The sequence below is a fragment of the Bifidobacterium myosotis genome (genome assembly GCF_002259745.1).
In the GTDB taxonomy this organism is placed as follows: domain Bacteria; phylum Actinomycetota; class Actinomycetes; order Actinomycetales; family Bifidobacteriaceae; genus Bifidobacterium; species Bifidobacterium myosotis.
Genome location: NZ_MWWW01000011.1, coordinates 1 through 16,254 on the forward strand (window position 1 = coordinate 1; position 16,254 = coordinate 16,254).

At 63.1% G+C, this 16,254-nt stretch carries 12 protein-coding genes, 1 tRNA gene and 1 rRNA gene; 1 reads left to right on the top strand and 13 read right to left on the bottom strand.

The genetic code is table 11. From position 1 onward, the window contains the following. The 13 genes from BMYO_RS05445 to dapE all read right to left on the bottom strand — a co-directional run. Positions 1 to 332 (bottom strand): 16S ribosomal RNA (locus BMYO_RS05445); the annotation flags it as partial. A gap of 809 nt (positions 333 to 1,141) precedes the next feature. Continuing rightward, positions 1,142 to 1,834 carry a 50S ribosomal protein L1 gene (gene rplA / locus BMYO_RS05455; protein WP_094667509.1) on the bottom strand — a complete coding sequence of 231 codons (693 nt, stop codon included), beginning with the start codon at positions 1,832 to 1,834 and terminating at the stop codon, positions 1,142 to 1,144. 15 nt (positions 1,835 to 1,849) lie between these two features. Next, the gene (gene rplK / locus BMYO_RS05460) at positions 1,850 to 2,281 is read right to left on the bottom strand and encodes a 50S ribosomal protein L11 (protein ID WP_003829785.1); all 432 of its coding nucleotides are present in this window, start codon (positions 2,279 to 2,281) and stop codon (positions 1,850 to 1,852) included. A gap of 295 nt (positions 2,282 to 2,576) precedes the next feature. Further along, positions 2,577 to 3,503: a transcription termination/antitermination protein NusG gene (gene nusG / locus BMYO_RS05465; protein WP_094667510.1), complete on the bottom strand. Its 927-nt coding sequence runs from the start codon at positions 3,501 to 3,503 to the stop codon at positions 2,577 to 2,579. A gap of 30 nt (positions 3,504 to 3,533) precedes the next feature. Then, the gene (gene secE / locus BMYO_RS05470; RefSeq protein WP_094667511.1) at positions 3,534 to 3,761 is read right to left on the bottom strand and encodes a preprotein translocase subunit SecE; all 228 of its coding nucleotides are present in this window, start codon (positions 3,759 to 3,761) and stop codon (positions 3,534 to 3,536) included. A gap of 39 nt (positions 3,762 to 3,800) precedes the next feature. Beyond that, positions 3,801 to 3,876, bottom strand: a tRNA-Trp gene (locus BMYO_RS05475). 382 nt (positions 3,877 to 4,258) lie between these two features. Beyond that, positions 4,259 to 5,467, bottom strand: coding sequence for a pyridoxal phosphate-dependent aminotransferase (locus BMYO_RS05480; RefSeq protein WP_094667512.1), 1,209 nt, complete (start codon positions 5,465 to 5,467; stop codon positions 4,259 to 4,261). 507 nt (positions 5,468 to 5,974) lie between these two features. After that, positions 5,975 to 7,108, bottom strand: coding sequence for a glutamate 5-kinase (proB, locus tag BMYO_RS05485; protein ID WP_094667513.1), 1,134 nt, complete (start codon positions 7,106 to 7,108; stop codon positions 5,975 to 5,977). A 58-nt stretch (positions 7,109 to 7,166) separates the two neighbouring features. Next, positions 7,167 to 8,876, bottom strand: a complete 1,710-nt coding sequence (gene obgE, locus BMYO_RS05490; protein WP_094667514.1) for a GTPase ObgE — start codon at positions 8,874 to 8,876, stop codon at positions 7,167 to 7,169. 168 nt (positions 8,877 to 9,044) lie between these two features. Further along, entirely contained in the window at positions 9,045 to 9,296 is a 252-nt protein-coding gene (gene rpmA / locus BMYO_RS05495) for a 50S ribosomal protein L27 (protein WP_094667515.1), read from the bottom strand. Positions 9,297 to 9,318: 22 nt separating this feature from the next. Then, on the bottom strand, positions 9,319 to 9,627 hold the full coding sequence (gene rplU, locus BMYO_RS05500) for a 50S ribosomal protein L21 (protein ID WP_094667516.1): 309 nt from the start codon (positions 9,625 to 9,627) through the stop codon (positions 9,319 to 9,321). A 449-nt stretch (positions 9,628 to 10,076) separates the two neighbouring features. Next, positions 10,077 to 13,271 carry an Rne/Rng family ribonuclease gene (locus BMYO_RS05505; RefSeq protein WP_094667576.1) on the bottom strand — a complete coding sequence of 1,065 codons (3,195 nt, stop codon included), beginning with the start codon at positions 13,269 to 13,271 and terminating at the stop codon, positions 10,077 to 10,079. A gap of 375 nt (positions 13,272 to 13,646) precedes the next feature. After that, the gene (dapE, locus tag BMYO_RS05510; RefSeq protein WP_094667517.1) at positions 13,647 to 14,852 is read right to left on the bottom strand and encodes a succinyl-diaminopimelate desuccinylase; all 1,206 of its coding nucleotides are present in this window, start codon (positions 14,850 to 14,852) and stop codon (positions 13,647 to 13,649) included. Positions 14,853 to 15,065: 213 nt separating this feature from the next. On the opposite strand from dapE, the gene BMYO_RS05515 reads away from it, so the two are divergent. Next, on the top strand, positions 15,066 to 16,010 hold the full coding sequence (locus tag BMYO_RS05515; protein ID WP_094667518.1) for an AEC family transporter: 945 nt from the start codon (positions 15,066 to 15,068) through the stop codon (positions 16,008 to 16,010). The last annotated feature ends 244 nt before the right edge of the window (positions 16,011 to 16,254 follow it).

The window sequence follows — 16,254 nt, forward strand, 5'->3', positions numbered from 1 at the left end:
TGGGCCGTATCTCAGTCCCAATGTGGCCGGTCGCCCTCTCAGGCCGGCTACCCGTCATAGGCTCGGTGGGCCATCACCCCGCCGACTACCTGATAGGACGCGACCCCATCCCATACCGGAAAAACCTTTCCCAACACACCATGCAGTGCATTGGAGCATGCGGCATTACCACCCGTTTCCAGGAGCTATTCCGCAGTACAGGGCAGGTCGGTCACGCATTACTCACCCGTTCGCCACTCTCACCCCGGCCGAAACCAGGGATCCCGTTCGACTTGCATGTGTTAAGCACGCCGCCAGCGTTCATCCTGAGCCAGAATCGAACCCTCCACAAAAAAACCTTCATGAAGAAAGCCCGAAAAACAGACTCTCAAAACAAAAAAAACGAGAAAAATCCTTTATAAGGAAAAAGGACCTCTCACACAAAACCCCATCACCATTCAACCATCTCTCAGGCACCCACCAGAAAACCAGCAGGCAGGCAATGGACTGGCAATCATTGACTATAAAGAAGTAGTACAAACACGCTCTTGAGTTCTCAAACCACCACCACACTCTCACCTCACAGCTCTCCAAGAGAAGAACCACTCGCTGAGCGGCAGCAAGAGATAAACTTACACGTAGATGGCGAATCACGCAAATCAGGGCGCGAAATACCCTCGAAACCACTGCAATGACGCGGTTCCTTCGGCGTGTCGCAAACAGCCTCAAATCGCTGTTCTGATATCAGAATATCCTCTTCTTCGTCGCTTTGAGGTAGCAAGTTCTTCTGTTCACTGGTGTGTCCCAAGAATTCACCTTGGTGTCATCAACGGTACGCATCCTCGAGCAATACGATGAGGCGACGCACCATGGCTCCTCACCTATCACCCCGCACCGCCCATGCAGCCGCATCACATAGTTGTATAACCAACCGATAAACCACAAGAACGGCAAAAGGGACGGCTGCTAAACCAGAATTGACATGGGTGAATCAACGGAAGTTCTGGTTGGGTTGATTCCCTACGGAGATCAAACCCACCAATTCGCCTCTTATGTCAAAGCTGGTTTAACAGAGCCAAAAACGAAAGGGGACCTTCCGCAGATGCGGAAAGTCCCCTTTCAGCAGCTCAGTAGCTACGAAGCTATGAAACTGCGTTTAGCCTCAGGCCAGGGTGTTCGGGTCAACCGGAACGCCCGGGTTCATCGTGGAGGTGATGGTCGCCTTGGTCAGGTAACGGCCCTTCACGGTGGCAGGCTTCAGACGCTTGACCTCGTCGGCCACAGCCTTAAAGTTCTCGTCCAGAGCGGCCTCGTCGAAGCTCATCTTGCCGATGAGGAAGGAGAGGTTGCCGTTCTTGTCGACGCGGAACTCGATTTTGCCGCCCTTGATGTCCTTGACGGCCTTGGTGACGTCCATGGTCACGGTGCCGGTCTTCGGGTTCGGCATGAGGCCACGCGGACCGAGCACACGGCCCAGACGGCCGACCTTGCCCATCATGTCCGGGGTGGCGACCACGGCATCGAAGTCGAGGAAGCCGCCCTGAACCTTGGCGATCAGGTCGTCATCACCGACGATGTCGGCGCCGGCCTCGGTGGCCTCGGTGGCCTTCGGACCACGGGCGAACACCAGGACCTTGGCGGTCTTACCAGTGCCGTGGGGCAGGTTGACGGTGCCACGCACGAGCTGGTCGGCCTTACGCGGGTCGACGCTCAGACGGAACACAGCCTCGACGGTCTGGTCGAAGTTGTAAGCGGGCATGCTCTTGAGCAGAGCGATGGCCTCGTTGGCGGTGTAGAGGTTGTTGCGATCGACGCGCTCAGCGGCTTCGCGGTACTTCTTGGAACGCTTTACCATCTGTCCTTCTCCTTATCAGTCCGTAACCGTGATGCCCATCGAGCGAGCGGTGCCCTCGATGATCTTCATGCCGGCCTCGATATCGCGAGCAGACAGATCTTCCATCTTGGTCTCGGCGATTTCGCGAACCTGCGCCTTGGTGACAGAGCCGACCTTGTGGGTCAGCGGGTTCTCGGTGCCCTTCTCGATGCCGGCGGCCTTCTTGAGCAGAGCCGCGGCCGGCGGGGTCTTGAGAACGAAGGTGAAGGAGCGATCCTCGTAAACGGTGATCTCGACAGGGATGACCTGACCCATCTTGTCCTGCGTCTGCGCGTTGTACGCCTTGCAGAAGTCCATGATGTTCACGCCATGCGAACCCAGAGCCGGGCCCAGCGGCGGGGCCGGATTGGCCTTGCCAGCCTGGATCTGGAGCTTAATCAGCGCCGAGACTTTCTTCTTGGGAGCCATATTATGGTTCTTCTTTCTATAACGCGGTTCAAATGGTCGCTGCCTCGGTCCTCGCCTATCGCCTACGGTCTTGACTCGTTATTTATCCGTCTTCGATAAGGATTGGGCCGCGGTCGGTCTCCTCCCGCAACTTATATTGCTGTGCTGTGCTAGCGGGTCTTCCCTCCAGACACAACTTTTCCATTATGCGAGGCTGAGTGGACAGGCCGAGTGGACAACACGCCGTCCGCCGGATACGACAAAGCCCGACCGGAGTCGGGCTTTCATACGATTTGCAATTGACGATTCGCAACAATCAGTCGAGCTTCTGCACCTGGTTGAAACCGAGCTCCACAGGCGTATCGCGGCCGAAGATGGACACGAGCACAGTGAGCTTCTGGGTGGTGGGCTCCACGTCGGAAACGACGGCAGCCATGGTGGCGAACGGACCATCGGTGACGGTGACCTGATCGCCCACGGCGTAGGAGACCTCGACGGTGCGCTTCTTGGCGGCGGCAGGCTTATCGCCAGCCTTCTTGAGCGCCTCGGAAGCGATCATCGGAGCCATCATCTGGACGACTTCCTTGCGGGAGAGCGGGGCCGGGTCCTTGGTCGGGCCGACGAAACCGGTCACGCCTTCGGTCTCGCGAACGACGCGGCGGGCGTTCTCATCCGGCCACATGCGAATCAGCACATAACCGGGCACGCGGACGCGGGTGATGACCTTCTTGCCCTTTTCAGTGTGCTTCTCGACCTCTTCCATCGGAACCTCGACCTGGAAGATCTGGTCTTCCATGCCGAAGGAGGCCACACGGGATTCAATGTTGGTCTTCACACGCTTCTCATAGCCGGAGTACGTGTGGAGCACGTACCACTTGCCATCGAGCGTACGGAGGGACTTGGAGAACTCATCAACGGCCTGCTGACCGGCATCGGTTTCTTCGGCCTGCTCGGACTCGTTGATTTCAATTTCTTCGTCGTCATCCAGGGAGATGTGCTCCGCAGCAGAAGCGGGAGCAACGGATGACGCCGGAGCAGCCTCAGCCGGAGCGGGCTCCTCAGATTCAGCCTCGCTGGCTTCGCCAGCTTCGTCAGATTCGGAAGCAGGGGTTTCGATGTTTGCCTCGGCCGGCGCGCTCTGAGCAGCCGGTTCCTCGGCCGCAGGAGCTTCGGAAGCCTCAGCAGCGGGTTCCTCGGTGGGCGCGATGGCGTCGAGGTTCTCGAGATTCAGTTCATCACTCATGCGTTGTCATTCACCTTCAGATTGGTCAAATCAGCCAAACAGCCACAGCATGAGCTTGCCCAGACCGAAGTCCATGCCGGTGACCAGAGCCATAAGCAGCAGCACGAAGATGAAGACCGCCAGAGACCAGAAGAACAGACCCTTGGCGGTAGGAGTCACGACCTTACGAAGCTCGTCGACGATCTGCTTGATGAACAGACCGATACGCATGAAGACATTCGGCTTGACTGCCTTTTCGTTTCCGCTCGTCTTAGCCATTCCTGTACCTCGCGTCAGCTACTTGATTATCGAAAGACTTGGCAGGGAAGGCGGGACTCGAACCCACAACCTACGGTTTTGGAGACCGTTGCGCTACCAATTGCGCCACTTCCCTAGGTGACAACCACCTTCGGCTTACGTCCCCGTAAAGGAACGCTTCGCTATGGCGAAACCGCCGAATCGACATATTAGCGGGTGAGCTGGATTATGGCAAATCGTGTTGCGCCCACGATGGCCACACGTGGCGGTCGAATACGCGAATGGCCGCTCAACACAAGGGATGAGCGACCATCAACGGACGATAAGTCTTCGGCGTGTCTTGAAGCGTGAAATCACCAACGACAACTATGCAATCCAGTGGTCTGTCTCACTGACAATTGAGGGTTCCAGTTTTATCTCTCCCCCAATCAGCTTCGCTGACAGCGGGCTCGGAAGAGGGGCCAACACCACTCAGACAATTGCCAGTCAGACAATTGCTGGACGGACCACTCGCGTGCTTACGCTTCGACCCATGCCTTCATGCGACGCATGCCTTCGGCCAGATCGTCATCGGCGAGGGCGTAGGAGAACCGCAGGTAGCCGGGGGCGCCGAACGCCTCGCCGGGCACGGCGGCCACATGGCCCTCGTCCAACAGGGCGGCCGCGAAATCGGCGGACGTGGCGCACACGGTACCGTTGGAGCCCAGCGGCTTGCCGAGCAGGGCCGTGATATCCGCGAAAGCGTAGAACGCGCCGGTCGGGGTCGGGCAACGGACGCCCTCGATGTCGTTCAGTGCGGACACAATCGCACGGCGACGCACGTCGAAGGCCTCGCGCATGCGATGGACCTCGTCCAACGGGCCGGACACGGCGGCCAGAGCGGCACGCTGGGAGATGTTCGCGACGTTGGAGGTCATATGGCCCTGCAGCTTGGTGGCGGCCTTGGCCACCTCGACCGGAGCCACCATCCATCCCACGCGCCAGCCAGGCATGGCGTAGGTCTTGGCCACACCGTTGAGAACCAGCAGCTGGTTGCGGCACTCAGGCACCGCCGCGCCAACATAGGTGGTATGCGCGTCGTCGTAGTTCAGGTGCTCGTAAATCTCGTCGGAGATAATCCAGATATGGTGCTCGACGGCCCATGCTCCGATGGCCTTCACGGTCTCAGGCTTCCAGACGGCACCGGTCGGGTTGTTCGGCGAGTTGACGATGATGGCCTTGGTCCGTTCGGTACGCGCGGCTTCCAGTGCCTCCAGCGAAGGCTCGAAGTTGACGTCCGCGCCGGCGAACACCTCGACCGGCACACCTCCGGCGAGTTTGACGGCCTCGGGATAGCTGGTCCAGTACGGCGCGGGGATGATGACCTCGTCACCGGGATTCAGCAGAATCTGGAAGGATTCATAGACGGCCTGCTTGCCGCCGTTGGTCACTACGACCTGATCTGCGGTGGCTTCGTAGCCGGAATCGCGCAGCACCTTGGCGGCGATCGCATCACGAAGCTCAGGCAGTCCCGGCGTCGGGGTGTACTTGTAGTTCTTCGGGTCGAGACATGCGTCCGCCGCGGCCTTGACGACGTTTGCGGGGGTCGGGAAGTTGGGTTCGCCGGCACCGAAGCCGATGACGTCCAGACCGGCGGCCTTCATCGCCTTGGCCTTGGAATCGACGGCGAGGGTGGCGCTCGGCGCCACAGTGTTGATACGGTCGGAAAAAGTCTGCCAATCAGCCATAGTCATGATGATTATCGTATGACTACCGGGCGAGAAAACGCCAGAGCGAGGGCGCCGGCTACATAACTGTCGGACCTCGACGGTTCAGCGTCGGACCTTGATAGTTGACTGTCGGATTTCGACGGTTGACTGTCGGACCTCGACGCATGAGTGTCGGGCCTCGTACCGCATTTGTACGAAATCCGACACCGAATCGTCGAGGTCCGACAGCCAACGCTCGAGGTCCGACACCGAACTGTCGAAATCCGACAGCCAAACGTTGAAATCCGACAGCCAAACGTCAAAGCCGATAGTCAAGCGTCCAAGTCCGACATCAAGAACCAAGAGCCAAGAACCAAGAACCAAGAGCCAAGGCAAGGCAAGGCAAGGCAAGGCAAGGCAAGGCAAGGCAAGAGTCAAGCGCCAGGTGACCAGCTGTGGCCGGTTGGTCGTCGCAGCCCGACATCCAACCAGCCACAGCCCGACAGCCAAGCACAACAATACAAGGCAAGACCCTACCGGCAACCGCTACACGAGCACGAGGTTGTCACGATGCACCAGCGGATGCGCGAACTGCGGTCCGAGGAACCGCTTGAGCTGGGCGGTGTTGCGCCCGAGCATCTGCGGAATCTCCTCGGAATCGAATCCGGCCAGTCCGCGGGCCAGATGCTCGCCGGATTCGGAGTCCACCCACACCGGGTCGCCGGCGGAGAAATCACCGTGAACCTCGAGTGCGCCGGCGGCGAGCAGCGAGGCGCGCCCGCCGCGAATTGCCTGGGCGGCGCCCGCATCGACGACGATTGTGCCACGTGGGTCGGCGGCGAAGCCGATCCACAGGCGGCGCGCGGAGCCACGGGCGTTGACCGGTGCGAACACGGTGCCCACCGGGTCGCCCATCATGGCGGGACCGGCGTTCGCGGCGCATGTGAGCACGGTGGGGATGCCGGACACGGCCGCCACGCGTGCGGCCTCCAGCTTGGTGACCATGCCGCCGGTACCGACCTTGGAGCCGGAACCGGAGACCTGGATATCCCCCAGCGCGTCGACGACGTTGGGCACGTACGCCACGCGCTTCGAGCCCGGTTGCGAGGGCGGCGCGGTGTACAGCGCGTCCACGTCCGTGAGCAGCACCAGCGCGTCCGCGCGTACCAGATTGGCCATGAGCGCGGAAAGCCGATCGTTGTCGCCGAAACGAATCTCGTTGGAGGCCAGCGAGTCGTTCTCATTGATGATCGGAATCACCCCGAGATCGAGCAGCCGCTCCAGCGTGCGCTCCACGTTGCGGTACTGGGTGGCGCGAATCGTGTCCTCGGCGGTGATGAGGATCTGCCCAACATGAATGCCAAACCGGCCGAACGCGGTCTCGTAGCGGGCCATGAGCAGCCCCTGCCCCACCGCCGCAGTAGCCTGCTGGGTAGCCACGTCCGACGGCCGCGCGTCGAAGCCCAGCGGGCCAAAGCCGGCGGCGATGGCGCCTGACGAGACAAGCACCACGCGCGCGCCCATCAACCGCACATGGGCCAGCGCGGTGACCAGCGCGTCGAGTTTGTCCGGGTCAAGGTGCCCGCTCGGTTGCGTGAGCGAGCTGGACCCGACCTTGACGACGATGGTGCCGGCGCCGGCGATGGCCTGACGGACTTCGGCTTGACTTGGAGTGCTCATGATTCCTCGATTATGCGCACCGCTTGTTTCACGGATTGTTTCACGGACTATCGTCGTTTCACGAATTATCGGCATCGCCGCCGTCGGCGCCGTCCGCATCCTCCGCGGACTCGCCACGGCCGAACAGACTGGTGGTGTCGTGGCGGTCGTCGTCGATGGACGGATCGGCCCAGTGGCCGGCCAGCCGCTCGGCCATCATCGCCTCGCGCACGGCGGCGCGGGCGTCCATCATCTCGTGATACTGGGCGCGGCGTTCGGAGTTGGAACGACGACGGGAGCGGGGGTCCTGCTCCTCAAGGCGCAGGTCCTTGCCACGCGCGCCGAGGTTGGAGCCGTCCAGCATCTCCGCGCCGGCGGAGATGGTCGGGTCCCAATCGAAATCGACGGCGTTGTTGCCACGGCCGATGCGGATGTTGTCGCCGGGGCGGGCGCCCTTGCGACGCAGCTCGTCCTCGACGCCCAGCTTGGCCAGACGGTCGGCGAGGTAGCCCACGGCCTCGTCGTTGTCGAAGTTGGTCTGCACCACCCAACGTTCCGGCTTGGTGCCGAGCACCTCGAAGACGACCTCGCCGTTGCCCAGTTCGCGACGCTCGACCGTGAAGTCGAGCGCGGTGCCGCCCTGATCGGCACGGCGGGTGCGACGACCGGATTCGAGCGGCTTGATGACCACGCGGGCCTCCTCCTCGGCCTGCTCGCGGTTGGCGACTTCCTCGCGCATCTCCTTGACCAACGCGGACAGCGCGAAGTTGAGCTCCTTCAATCCCTCGTGGGATGCGGTGGAGATCTCGAAGACCTTGAGACCCAGCTTCTCGAATTCTGGGCGCACGAAATCGGCGAGATCCCTGGCCTCCGGCACATCGATCTTGTTGAGGATGATGATGCGCGGGCGCTCGGGAATCGGAATCGCGCCGAGCGGCAGTTCCAGCTTGTCCGCGTAGAGCGCGAGCTCCTTTTCAAGGGCCTGGTAGTCGGCCACCGGGTCGCGGTCCGGCTCCAGCGTGGCGCAATCGATCACATGGGCAATGATTTCAGTGCGCTCGATGTGGCGCAGGAACTCAAGGCCGAGGCCCTTGCCCTCGGATGCACCAGGAATCAGGCCGGGCACGTCGGCGATGGTGTAGCGGGAATCGCCGGCGATGACGACGCCAAGGTTCGGCACCAGCGTGGTGAACGGGTAGTCGGCGATCTTCGGCTTGGCCGAGCTCATGGCCGCGATCAGGGACGACTTGCCCGCCGACGGGAAGCCCACCAACGCCACGTCGGCGATGGACTTGAGCTCGAGAATCACGTCGCGTTCCTCACCGGGCTCGCCGAGCAGGGCGAAGCCGGGGGCGCGCCGGGTCTTGTTGGCCAACGCGATGTTGCCGAGTCCACCGTTGCCTCCTTGGGCCGCCACGAACCGGTCGCCCTCGTGACGCAGGTCGGCGAGCTGCTCTCCAGGGCGCTTGGCGGCGCTTTGGGCGCCTTTGGCGGTGAAGATCACCGTGCCGCACGGCACCGGCAGAATCAGGTCGTCGCCTTTTGAGCCGTCCTTGTTGTCGCCCAGACCCATCGTGCCGCTGCCGGCGGTGCGGTGCGGCATGAACCGGTAGTCCAGCAGACTGGTGGCGTTACGGTCCGCCACGAAAATCACGGAACCGCCATCGCCGCCATTGCCGCCATTCGGGCCGGCGAGCGGCTTGAACTTCTCACGACGGATGCCGGCCGAGCCGTTGCCGCCGTCACCGCCCTTGACATGGACGGTCACTCGATCTACGAAATCACTCATATGCGTGCCTTTACGTACCTTTTGCGTACCTGTGGTGTGTTTTGCGCCTTACGAAACCTGCAAAACTTATGAAACCTACGAAACCCTACGAAGCTGACATAGCTTAGCAAAGCTTACAAAAAAGCCGCGTCCTTACGGGCGCGGCTTGACAAGCTGATGACGAATCGCTCAGGCAGCAATCACGTCGACGACCTTGCGGTCACGACGAATGCCGAACTTCACGGAGCCATCGGCCAGGGCGAACAGCGTGTGATCCTTGCCCATGCCGACGTTCTGGCCCGGGTGGAAGTTGGTGCCACGCTGGCGAACGATGATGTTACCGGCCACAACGGCCTCGCCGCCGAACTTCTTCACGCCGAGGTATTGAGGCTGCGAATCGCGACCGTTACGAGAGCTGGACGCACCCTTCTTATGTGCCATGATTCATGGTCCTTTCTATGACTCAGGCGATCGCCGTGATCTTGACGACGGTCAGCTTCTGACGGTGGCCCTTGCGACGAGCAACGCCGGTCTTGTTCTTGAACTTCTGGATGTTGATCTTCGGGCCCTTGGCCTCGTCGTCAACGACCTCGGCCTTGACGGACACCTTAGCCAAATCGGCGGCAGCCAGCGTGACGTTGGCGCCATCCACCACGAGGGCAACCGGGAACTCCACGGTGTCGCCCTTCTTGGCGTCGAGACGATTCACGAGGATGGTATCGCCCACCTCGACCTTTTCCTGATGGCCACCGGCCTTCACAATCGCGTACATAGTAATTCCTTTTATGTTTTGGAAAGCTTCCTTGCCCAACACGCACCGAGCCTGCGGTCAGACACCGAGTTTCGAATTTACACCTACACGCGGACGAAATCAAATGGTTTTCGTCCGCGTGTCAAGCACCGACCTCGTTACGGCGTGTCCCCCGAACTGCCGGGAACAAGCCGAAAACGGCGGCGCTGTGCTCTTTGCACGGTTCCGGATGCCATCTGGATGTTCAGGGGGGCGTCCGCAAAGTGACCGTATGGGTGTTGTTGTGGGACACCAGTATAGGCACGGCTGTGGGACCTTTGTGGACACCCCATTTGCGCTCGGTCCGTCGCGTCCGGTTTGACGACGGGCGGTAGCGGTCGACGACGATTGACATCAATCATCGCGCAGCGCCCGTCGGAGCTGCCATGGCCGGCATAATCCAGATGTGCTCGCTTTGCCTCACGGCACCGTCAGGCGGCAGAGCTGGGGTCGCCGGAGTTGTTGGCGGCGACGGCGGCTGCGGCGATCTGGGCCAGCTTGGCCTTGACGTCCGCGCTGGAACCGGCCGGCTCGGGAGCGGGGGCGGTGCCGCGACCGTGCTTGTTGGTCTTGACGAACGGGTCGCCGCCGCGCAGGGCGTACGGGTCATCGTATTCCGCCGAGACCGTGGGCTGGTCGTGGAGGATGAAGCCACGGCCCTTGCAGGTCGGGCACTCCTCGGAGAACGCCTCGACCAGACCCTGGCCGATGCGCTTACGCGTCATCTGCACGAGGCCCAGCGAGGTGACCTCGGCCACCTGATGCTTGGTGCGATCGCGCGCCAGGCACTCGATAAGACGGCGCAGCACCAGATCGCGGTTGGCGGGCATGACCATGTCCACGTAATCGATCATCACCATGCCGCCGATGTCGCGCAGACGCAGCTGGCGGGCGATCTCCTCGGACGCCTCGAGGTTGCATCGCGTGACCGTCTCCTCCAACGACTTGCCCCTGCCGATGAAACGACCGGTGTTCACGTCGATGGTGGTCATGGCCTCGGTGCGGTCGATCACGATCGAGCCGCCGGACGGCAGGTAGACCTGACGCTCCATGCCCTTCCTGAGCTGGGAGTCGATCTGCCACTTGTCGAACACGTCCTTGCCGTTGTGGTCGGCCGGGTCCCACTTCTCCAGCTTGTCCTTCAGGTCCGGGGCCATCGTGTCGAGGTATTCCTCGATGCGGTCGTAGACCTTGTCGCCCTCGACGATGAGCTTGGAGAAGTCATCGTTGAAGATGTCGCGCACCACGCGGATGGCCACGTCCGGCTCGCCCTGCAACAGCTTCGGGCGACGGCCGTGCCAGAATTCCTCACGCTTGGAGTTGATGCGCTCCCACTGGCGCACCAGCGACTCAAGGTCCTTGACGATCGCCTCCTCGGAGGCGCCCTCGGCCGCCGTGCGGATGATCACGCCCATGTCCTTCGGGGCGATCTTGGACACGATGTTCTTCAGGCGCGAACGTTCGCGCTCGGACAGCTTGCGGCTCACGCCGGTCATGCCGCCGGACGGCACGAGCACGAGGAAACGGCCGGCGAGCGTGACCTGGGAGGTCAGACGCGCGCCCTTGTGTCCGATCGGGTCCTTCGTGACCTGCACGAGCACCGGGTCGCCTGACTTGAACGCCAGCTCGATGCGGCGCGGCTGGCCCTCGAGACGCGCGGCGTCCCAGTTGACCTCGCCGGCGTACAGCACGCCGTTGCGGGCCTGGCCGATGTCCACGAACGCAGCCTCCATGCTCGGCAGCACGTTCTGCACGCGTCCGAGGTAGATGTTGCCGACGGTCTGCACCTCCTGGATGTCGGATACGTAATGCTCCACGAGCACGTTGTCCTCCACCACGGAAATCTGGGTGTGATGGTCGCGTTCGCGCACCACCATGAGGCGGTCCACGTTCTCGCGGCGCGCGAGGAAGTCCTGCTCCATGAGCTGGCTCTGGCGGCTGCGCTCACGACGGTTGTCGCGACGGCGCTGCTTCTTGGCCTCCAGTCGTGTGGAACCCTCGACGTCGGTGATCTCGTCGATGTACTGCTGCTTGCGGGAGCGGCGAATCAGCTGCTCGCCGCCCTGGTCGTCCGCGCTTTCGCCGTTACGGCCGCTGCGACGGCGACGACGACGACGGGTGACGGTCTGCTCCTCGTCCTCCTCGTCACGGTCGCGGTCCTCGCGGCGACGGGAGCGCGCCTCATCGTCCTCACGCTCGCTGCCGTTCTCGGCCTCCGCCTCGACGACGGCCTCACTGCGGGAGCCGCGGCGACGGCGACGGCGACGGGTGCGGGTGCCGTCGGCGTCCTCGTCACCCTCCTCCTCGGTGATCGGCGTGTAGGCGATGTCGTCCAGCTCGAGGTCCTCCTCGATCTGCTCGACCTCGGCGGCGGCGCGGCGCTCCTGCGCGTTCAGGCGACGCGAACGGCGGGAACGGCGGGACGTGTCGGCGGCGTCGCCTGCGTCGTTGGCATCGCCGGACTCCGCAGAACCGGCATCAACGGCCGTCTGGTCCGGCGTCTGGCCCGATGCCTGGTCGTCGGAACGGCGGCGGTTGCCACGACGGCCGGCGGCTTCCGCGCGCTCGTCCTGATCGTCGCGGTCATCGCGATCATCACGATCATCGCGGACGTCACGATCGGCGGCGCGGCGGGTGCGACGGGAACGAGTGGTACGTGCGGACCCGTCATCCTCAGTGCCATGGTCGTCGCGATCGTCGCGCTCGAACCGGATATCGCGGTCCTCGTCAGCGTCCTGATCATCGCGATCGTCGCGCGAATCGTGGCCGCGGCCATTGCGGCGGCCACCCGAACGCGAGTCCTCGTCCTGGGTGCGGGAACGACGGGTGCGACGGCGGGCCGGACGGTCCTCCGTATTGTCGATATGGTCATTGCCGATGTGATCGTCGTCCTCGGCATCCTGGTCATCGCGCTCGTCCTTGCGGGAGACGGCGGGCAGCACCGGTTCCTGGAACAGCAGCGAGGTCATCGGCTTGGCACGGCGAACCGTGTCGTGCCCGATGGGCAGCGAATCGACGGCATCCAGCAGACGCTCGTCGTCGGAATCCTCACGGGTGCCACGGTGGCCGGAACCATCACGCTCCGAGCGATTGCCACGGTAGTCATCGCGCGAATCGCGATCATCATAGCCATCACGGTCCACGGACGAACGACGGGTGCGACGGCGGGCCGGACGGTCCTCCTCGTAATCGTCGTCAACGTCCACGGTACGACGGGAGCGGCGGCGCGGGCGCGGCTCATCGTCCTCGAAATCGGCTGCGCGGCGCACGCGGGAGCGGCGCGGCGCACGAATCACGTCATCGGCATCATCGGCGTCATTCGCACCGTCGAAATCGGCGGCCCGGCCGGCAGCGGCGGAATCGTCCTTATCCGTCCGGTCATCCGACTGACCGGTCAGCGACGGCGCCTCGAAGAGAGGCGCACGGCCGGAATGCTCCTGAACCTGCAGCTCCAGCGAAGCCCCGGCGGCACCGGTGCCACGCACCACGCGACGGCCGCCACGACGGCGACGGACCGGGGCCGGCGCGTCTGCGGCAGCGTACTCGCCGGCCGCGGAGGACGGATTGGATACGGTTGAATTATCGGCTTCGTCGTTGACGAAACCCTCACGGTTGTCAGTGGGCACAATGCTCCTCGCGACGCGCTGCATCGCGACGCCATCCAGGCCCTACGCATCTCACACCGCACTCTCACCACGGCAGCGCAAACTCGCGCTTGCGTAAAGGCTACTTCGTCTCAAGTCTGTCCTGCGAACGGCGGACACCGGCGCTTGCGTTGTCTCATTCTTGAGAGCCGCAAGGGGATCGACGCCATCTCGCACGCTGACGGTTATGCAGAACCGCCGTCTTTCAGTATGCCACACTTCTGGACAGCGACGTGCGCGGAGGGCGGAAGGCGACGTGCGCGGAGGTGAGGACGGGCGCCCCACGGACGGCTGGATGGCTGACGAACCGGCGCAACGATCAGGCGGACGGTCATCGCGCGAGCATCCGGCCGGGCGTCAGACCAGCCAGTCAACGAGCAGATCGGCAAGCGCCGTAAGGTCGGACTCGGGCAGCTGCTCGTCGTGCTTGTGGGCGAGCAGCGGGTCGCCGGCGCCGAGGTTGACGGCCGGGATGCCGAGCGTGGAGAACCGGGCCACGTCCGTCCAACCAAGCTTGGCGAGCGGCTCGCGGCCGGTGCGTTCGCGGACCAATCGGACGAGGTCCTGGGCGAGCGTGGCGTTGAGGCCCGGGCGAGCGGACGGCGACTCGTCCTTCATCTCGATGCCGTAGCCCTCGAATACGCCGCCGGTGGCCACATGTTCGCCATTACCGAGTTCGGCGCCGGCGTCCGCGCCCATCATCAGGGCCTTGGCCTCGGCGAGCGACTTGTCCGGCGCGAACCGGTAGTTGACGTGGACGCGGCACTCGTCCGGGATGACGTTGGTACCCTTGCCCCCGGAGATGAGCGTGGCGTTGAGGCCCTCGCGGTAGTCGAGTCCGTCCACGTTCACGGTGGCCGGCTCATAGGCGTTGAGGCGGTTGAGGATGTCCGCCGCCTTGTGGATGGCGTTCTCCCCCATCCACGCGCGGGCGGAATGGGCGGCGACGCCATGGGTGACGACGTCGAAGCGGATCGTGCCGTTGCAGCCGCCCTCGATGCCGCAGCTGGTGGGCTCACCGATGATGGCGAAGTCGCCGGTGATCCAGTCGGGGTGCGTTTCGGCCACCTTCCTCAGGCCGTTCTTCTCGGCGGCGACCTCTTCATGGTCGTAGAAGACGTAGGTGAGGTCGGTTGTGGGCGTGGTTTCCGGGCTAGTGCCGTCGAGGGTCGCGGCGAGGTAGAGCATGACCGCGTCCGAGGCCTTCATGTCCGTGGCGCCGCGCCCCCACAGGACGCGTTCGTCGGGATGGGCTTCGGCGACGTCCTGACGGATGAGCTGGTCGCCGGGCTCCAGCCAGCGCGGCGGGAAGTTGTCGATTACAGGGACGGTGTCGATATGGCCGGCCAGAATCACACGCTGTTCGCGGCCGAAGTCGGTGGCGGCCACCACCGTATCGCCGTGACGACGGACCGTCAGATGCGGGTATTCCTTGAGGAACGCCTCGATCTCGTCGGCGAGCGGGCCTTCCTCGTCGGAGACGGAATAGTTCTTCATGATCTGCGTGAGCAGTGAAGCGAGCTGCTCGGTTCGGTCGGCGGTAGGGTTCAATGCGATCGTCATGTCACCAGCGTACCGCGGGGGCGCCTTGCGTGCGGGCTTGGTGGCCCGGTACTTGAGATGGCGCGGTAGGCGGCGCGGGTAGGCGGCACGGCAGGCAGCCCGGTAGGTGGCGCGGCGGCCCGGCAAATGGCCCTGCAGATGGCCCGGTACTTGAGATATCGGCGCACCTTGCGGTTTTGTGTGCCACACTGGGGTTTGCAATCAGGGAGGAATATGACAGGTCTCATCAGCGCCATGCAGGGTTTCTGCGTGATCGGCATCGTGATCTTCGTGGGTTATGTGGCGGCACGCATGCGCATTGGCGGACCGTCCGCGCAGATGGTGCTGAACCGGTTCTCGTTCTTCGTCTCCAGTCCGTGCCTGATGTTCGCGATCCTCGCCAAGGAGCCGATCTTCGACATCTTCCACCCGTCGATTATCGTGGCGTTCCTCTCCGCTGTGCTGGTGGGAGTCGTATTCCTCGTGCTCAACCAGATGTTCTTCCATTTGAAGGCGCCGGACGCCACGATCGGCGCGCTGAACTCGCTGTACCTGAATTCCAACAACATCGGTCTGCCGGTCGCCACGTACATCCTCGGCAACGGCGCGCTGGTGGCGCCGATCCTGGTGATGCAGCAGGCGCTGTTCACACCGATCGGCCTGACGGTACTCGACGTGACCACCAAGGGCAAGGTCTCGGCCAAGGAGATTCTGAAGCAGCCGCTGCATCAGCCGCTGCTCATCGGCTCGCTGCTGGGCATCGTGGTCTCGGCGGTTTCGGCCAAAATCGGCTGGTTCCCGGTGCCGAACTTCATCTACGACCCCATCAACATGATTGGCGAATCCGCGGTGCCGATGATCCTCATGGCGTTCGGCATGTCGCTGCACGGCACCAAGCCGCTGCAGCAGAAGGGCGATCGGCCGGCCATCTTCACGGTCGCGGTGCTGAAGAACATCGTGATGCCGATCATCGCGTTCCTGCTGGCGTACTTCATGATGGGCTTCCGTGGGCCGGAGCTCTATGCGTGCGTCGTGCTTGCGGCGCTGCCCACAGGCCAGAACGTGTACAACTACGCGGCGCGGTACAACGTGGGTCTCACGTTCGCGCGCGACGGCATCCTGATGAGCACGATGACCAGCCCGGTGTTCATCGCGATCATCGCGTTCCTGCTGAGCTGAGGAATCGCGATGAACCGTCGCGGCACAGCCGCTCCCCTCACCTACGGACAGTCCACCGGACTGTCCGCCTCACGGCTCGGCATCGCGATCATCGCGTTCCTGCTGAGCTGATCGCCAGCCTGCGCATCGCAAGCATCACGTTTTACCGAGCTGGGCCGTAGCGTTGTGGACGCTCGCCGGCACGTTGAATCGGCATCCCCATACGGCGGCAAATCTCGACCGGACGGCAGAATCCATCGCCCCG

What these genes read in the sequence shown, in the direction of transcription:
- rplA (WP_094667509.1), bottom strand. Translation starts at nt 1,834, where the DNA reads ATGGTAAAGCGTTCCAAGAAGTACCGCGAAGCCGCTGAGCGCGTCGAT.
- rplK (WP_003829785.1), bottom strand. Translation starts at nt 2,281, where the DNA reads ATGGCTCCCAAGAAGAAAGTCTCGGCGCTGATTAAGCTCCAGATCCAG.
- nusG (WP_094667510.1), bottom strand. Translation starts at nt 3,503, where the DNA reads ATGAGTGATGAACTGAATCTCGAGAACCTCGACGCCATCGCGCCCACC.
- secE (WP_094667511.1), bottom strand. Translation starts at nt 3,761, where the DNA reads ATGGCTAAGACGAGCGGAAACGAAAAGGCAGTCAAGCCGAATGTCTTC.
- BMYO_RS05480 (WP_094667512.1), bottom strand. Translation starts at nt 5,467, where the DNA reads ATGGCTGATTGGCAGACTTTTTCCGACCGTATCAACACTGTGGCGCCG.
- proB (WP_094667513.1), bottom strand. Translation starts at nt 7,108, where the DNA reads ATGAGCACTCCAAGTCAAGCCGAAGTCCGTCAGGCCATCGCCGGCGCC.
- obgE (WP_094667514.1), bottom strand. Translation starts at nt 8,876, where the DNA reads ATGAGTGATTTCGTAGATCGAGTGACCGTCCATGTCAAGGGCGGTGAC.
- rpmA (WP_094667515.1), bottom strand. Translation starts at nt 9,296, where the DNA reads ATGGCACATAAGAAGGGTGCGTCCAGCTCTCGTAACGGTCGCGATTCG.
- rplU (WP_094667516.1), bottom strand. Translation starts at nt 9,627, where the DNA reads ATGTACGCGATTGTGAAGGCCGGTGGCCATCAGGAAAAGGTCGAGGTG.
- dapE (WP_094667517.1), bottom strand. Translation starts at nt 14,852, where the DNA reads ATGACGATCGCATTGAACCCTACCGCCGACCGAACCGAGCAGCTCGCT.
- BMYO_RS05515 (WP_094667518.1), top strand. Translation starts at nt 15,066, where the DNA reads ATGACAGGTCTCATCAGCGCCATGCAGGGTTTCTGCGTGATCGGCATC.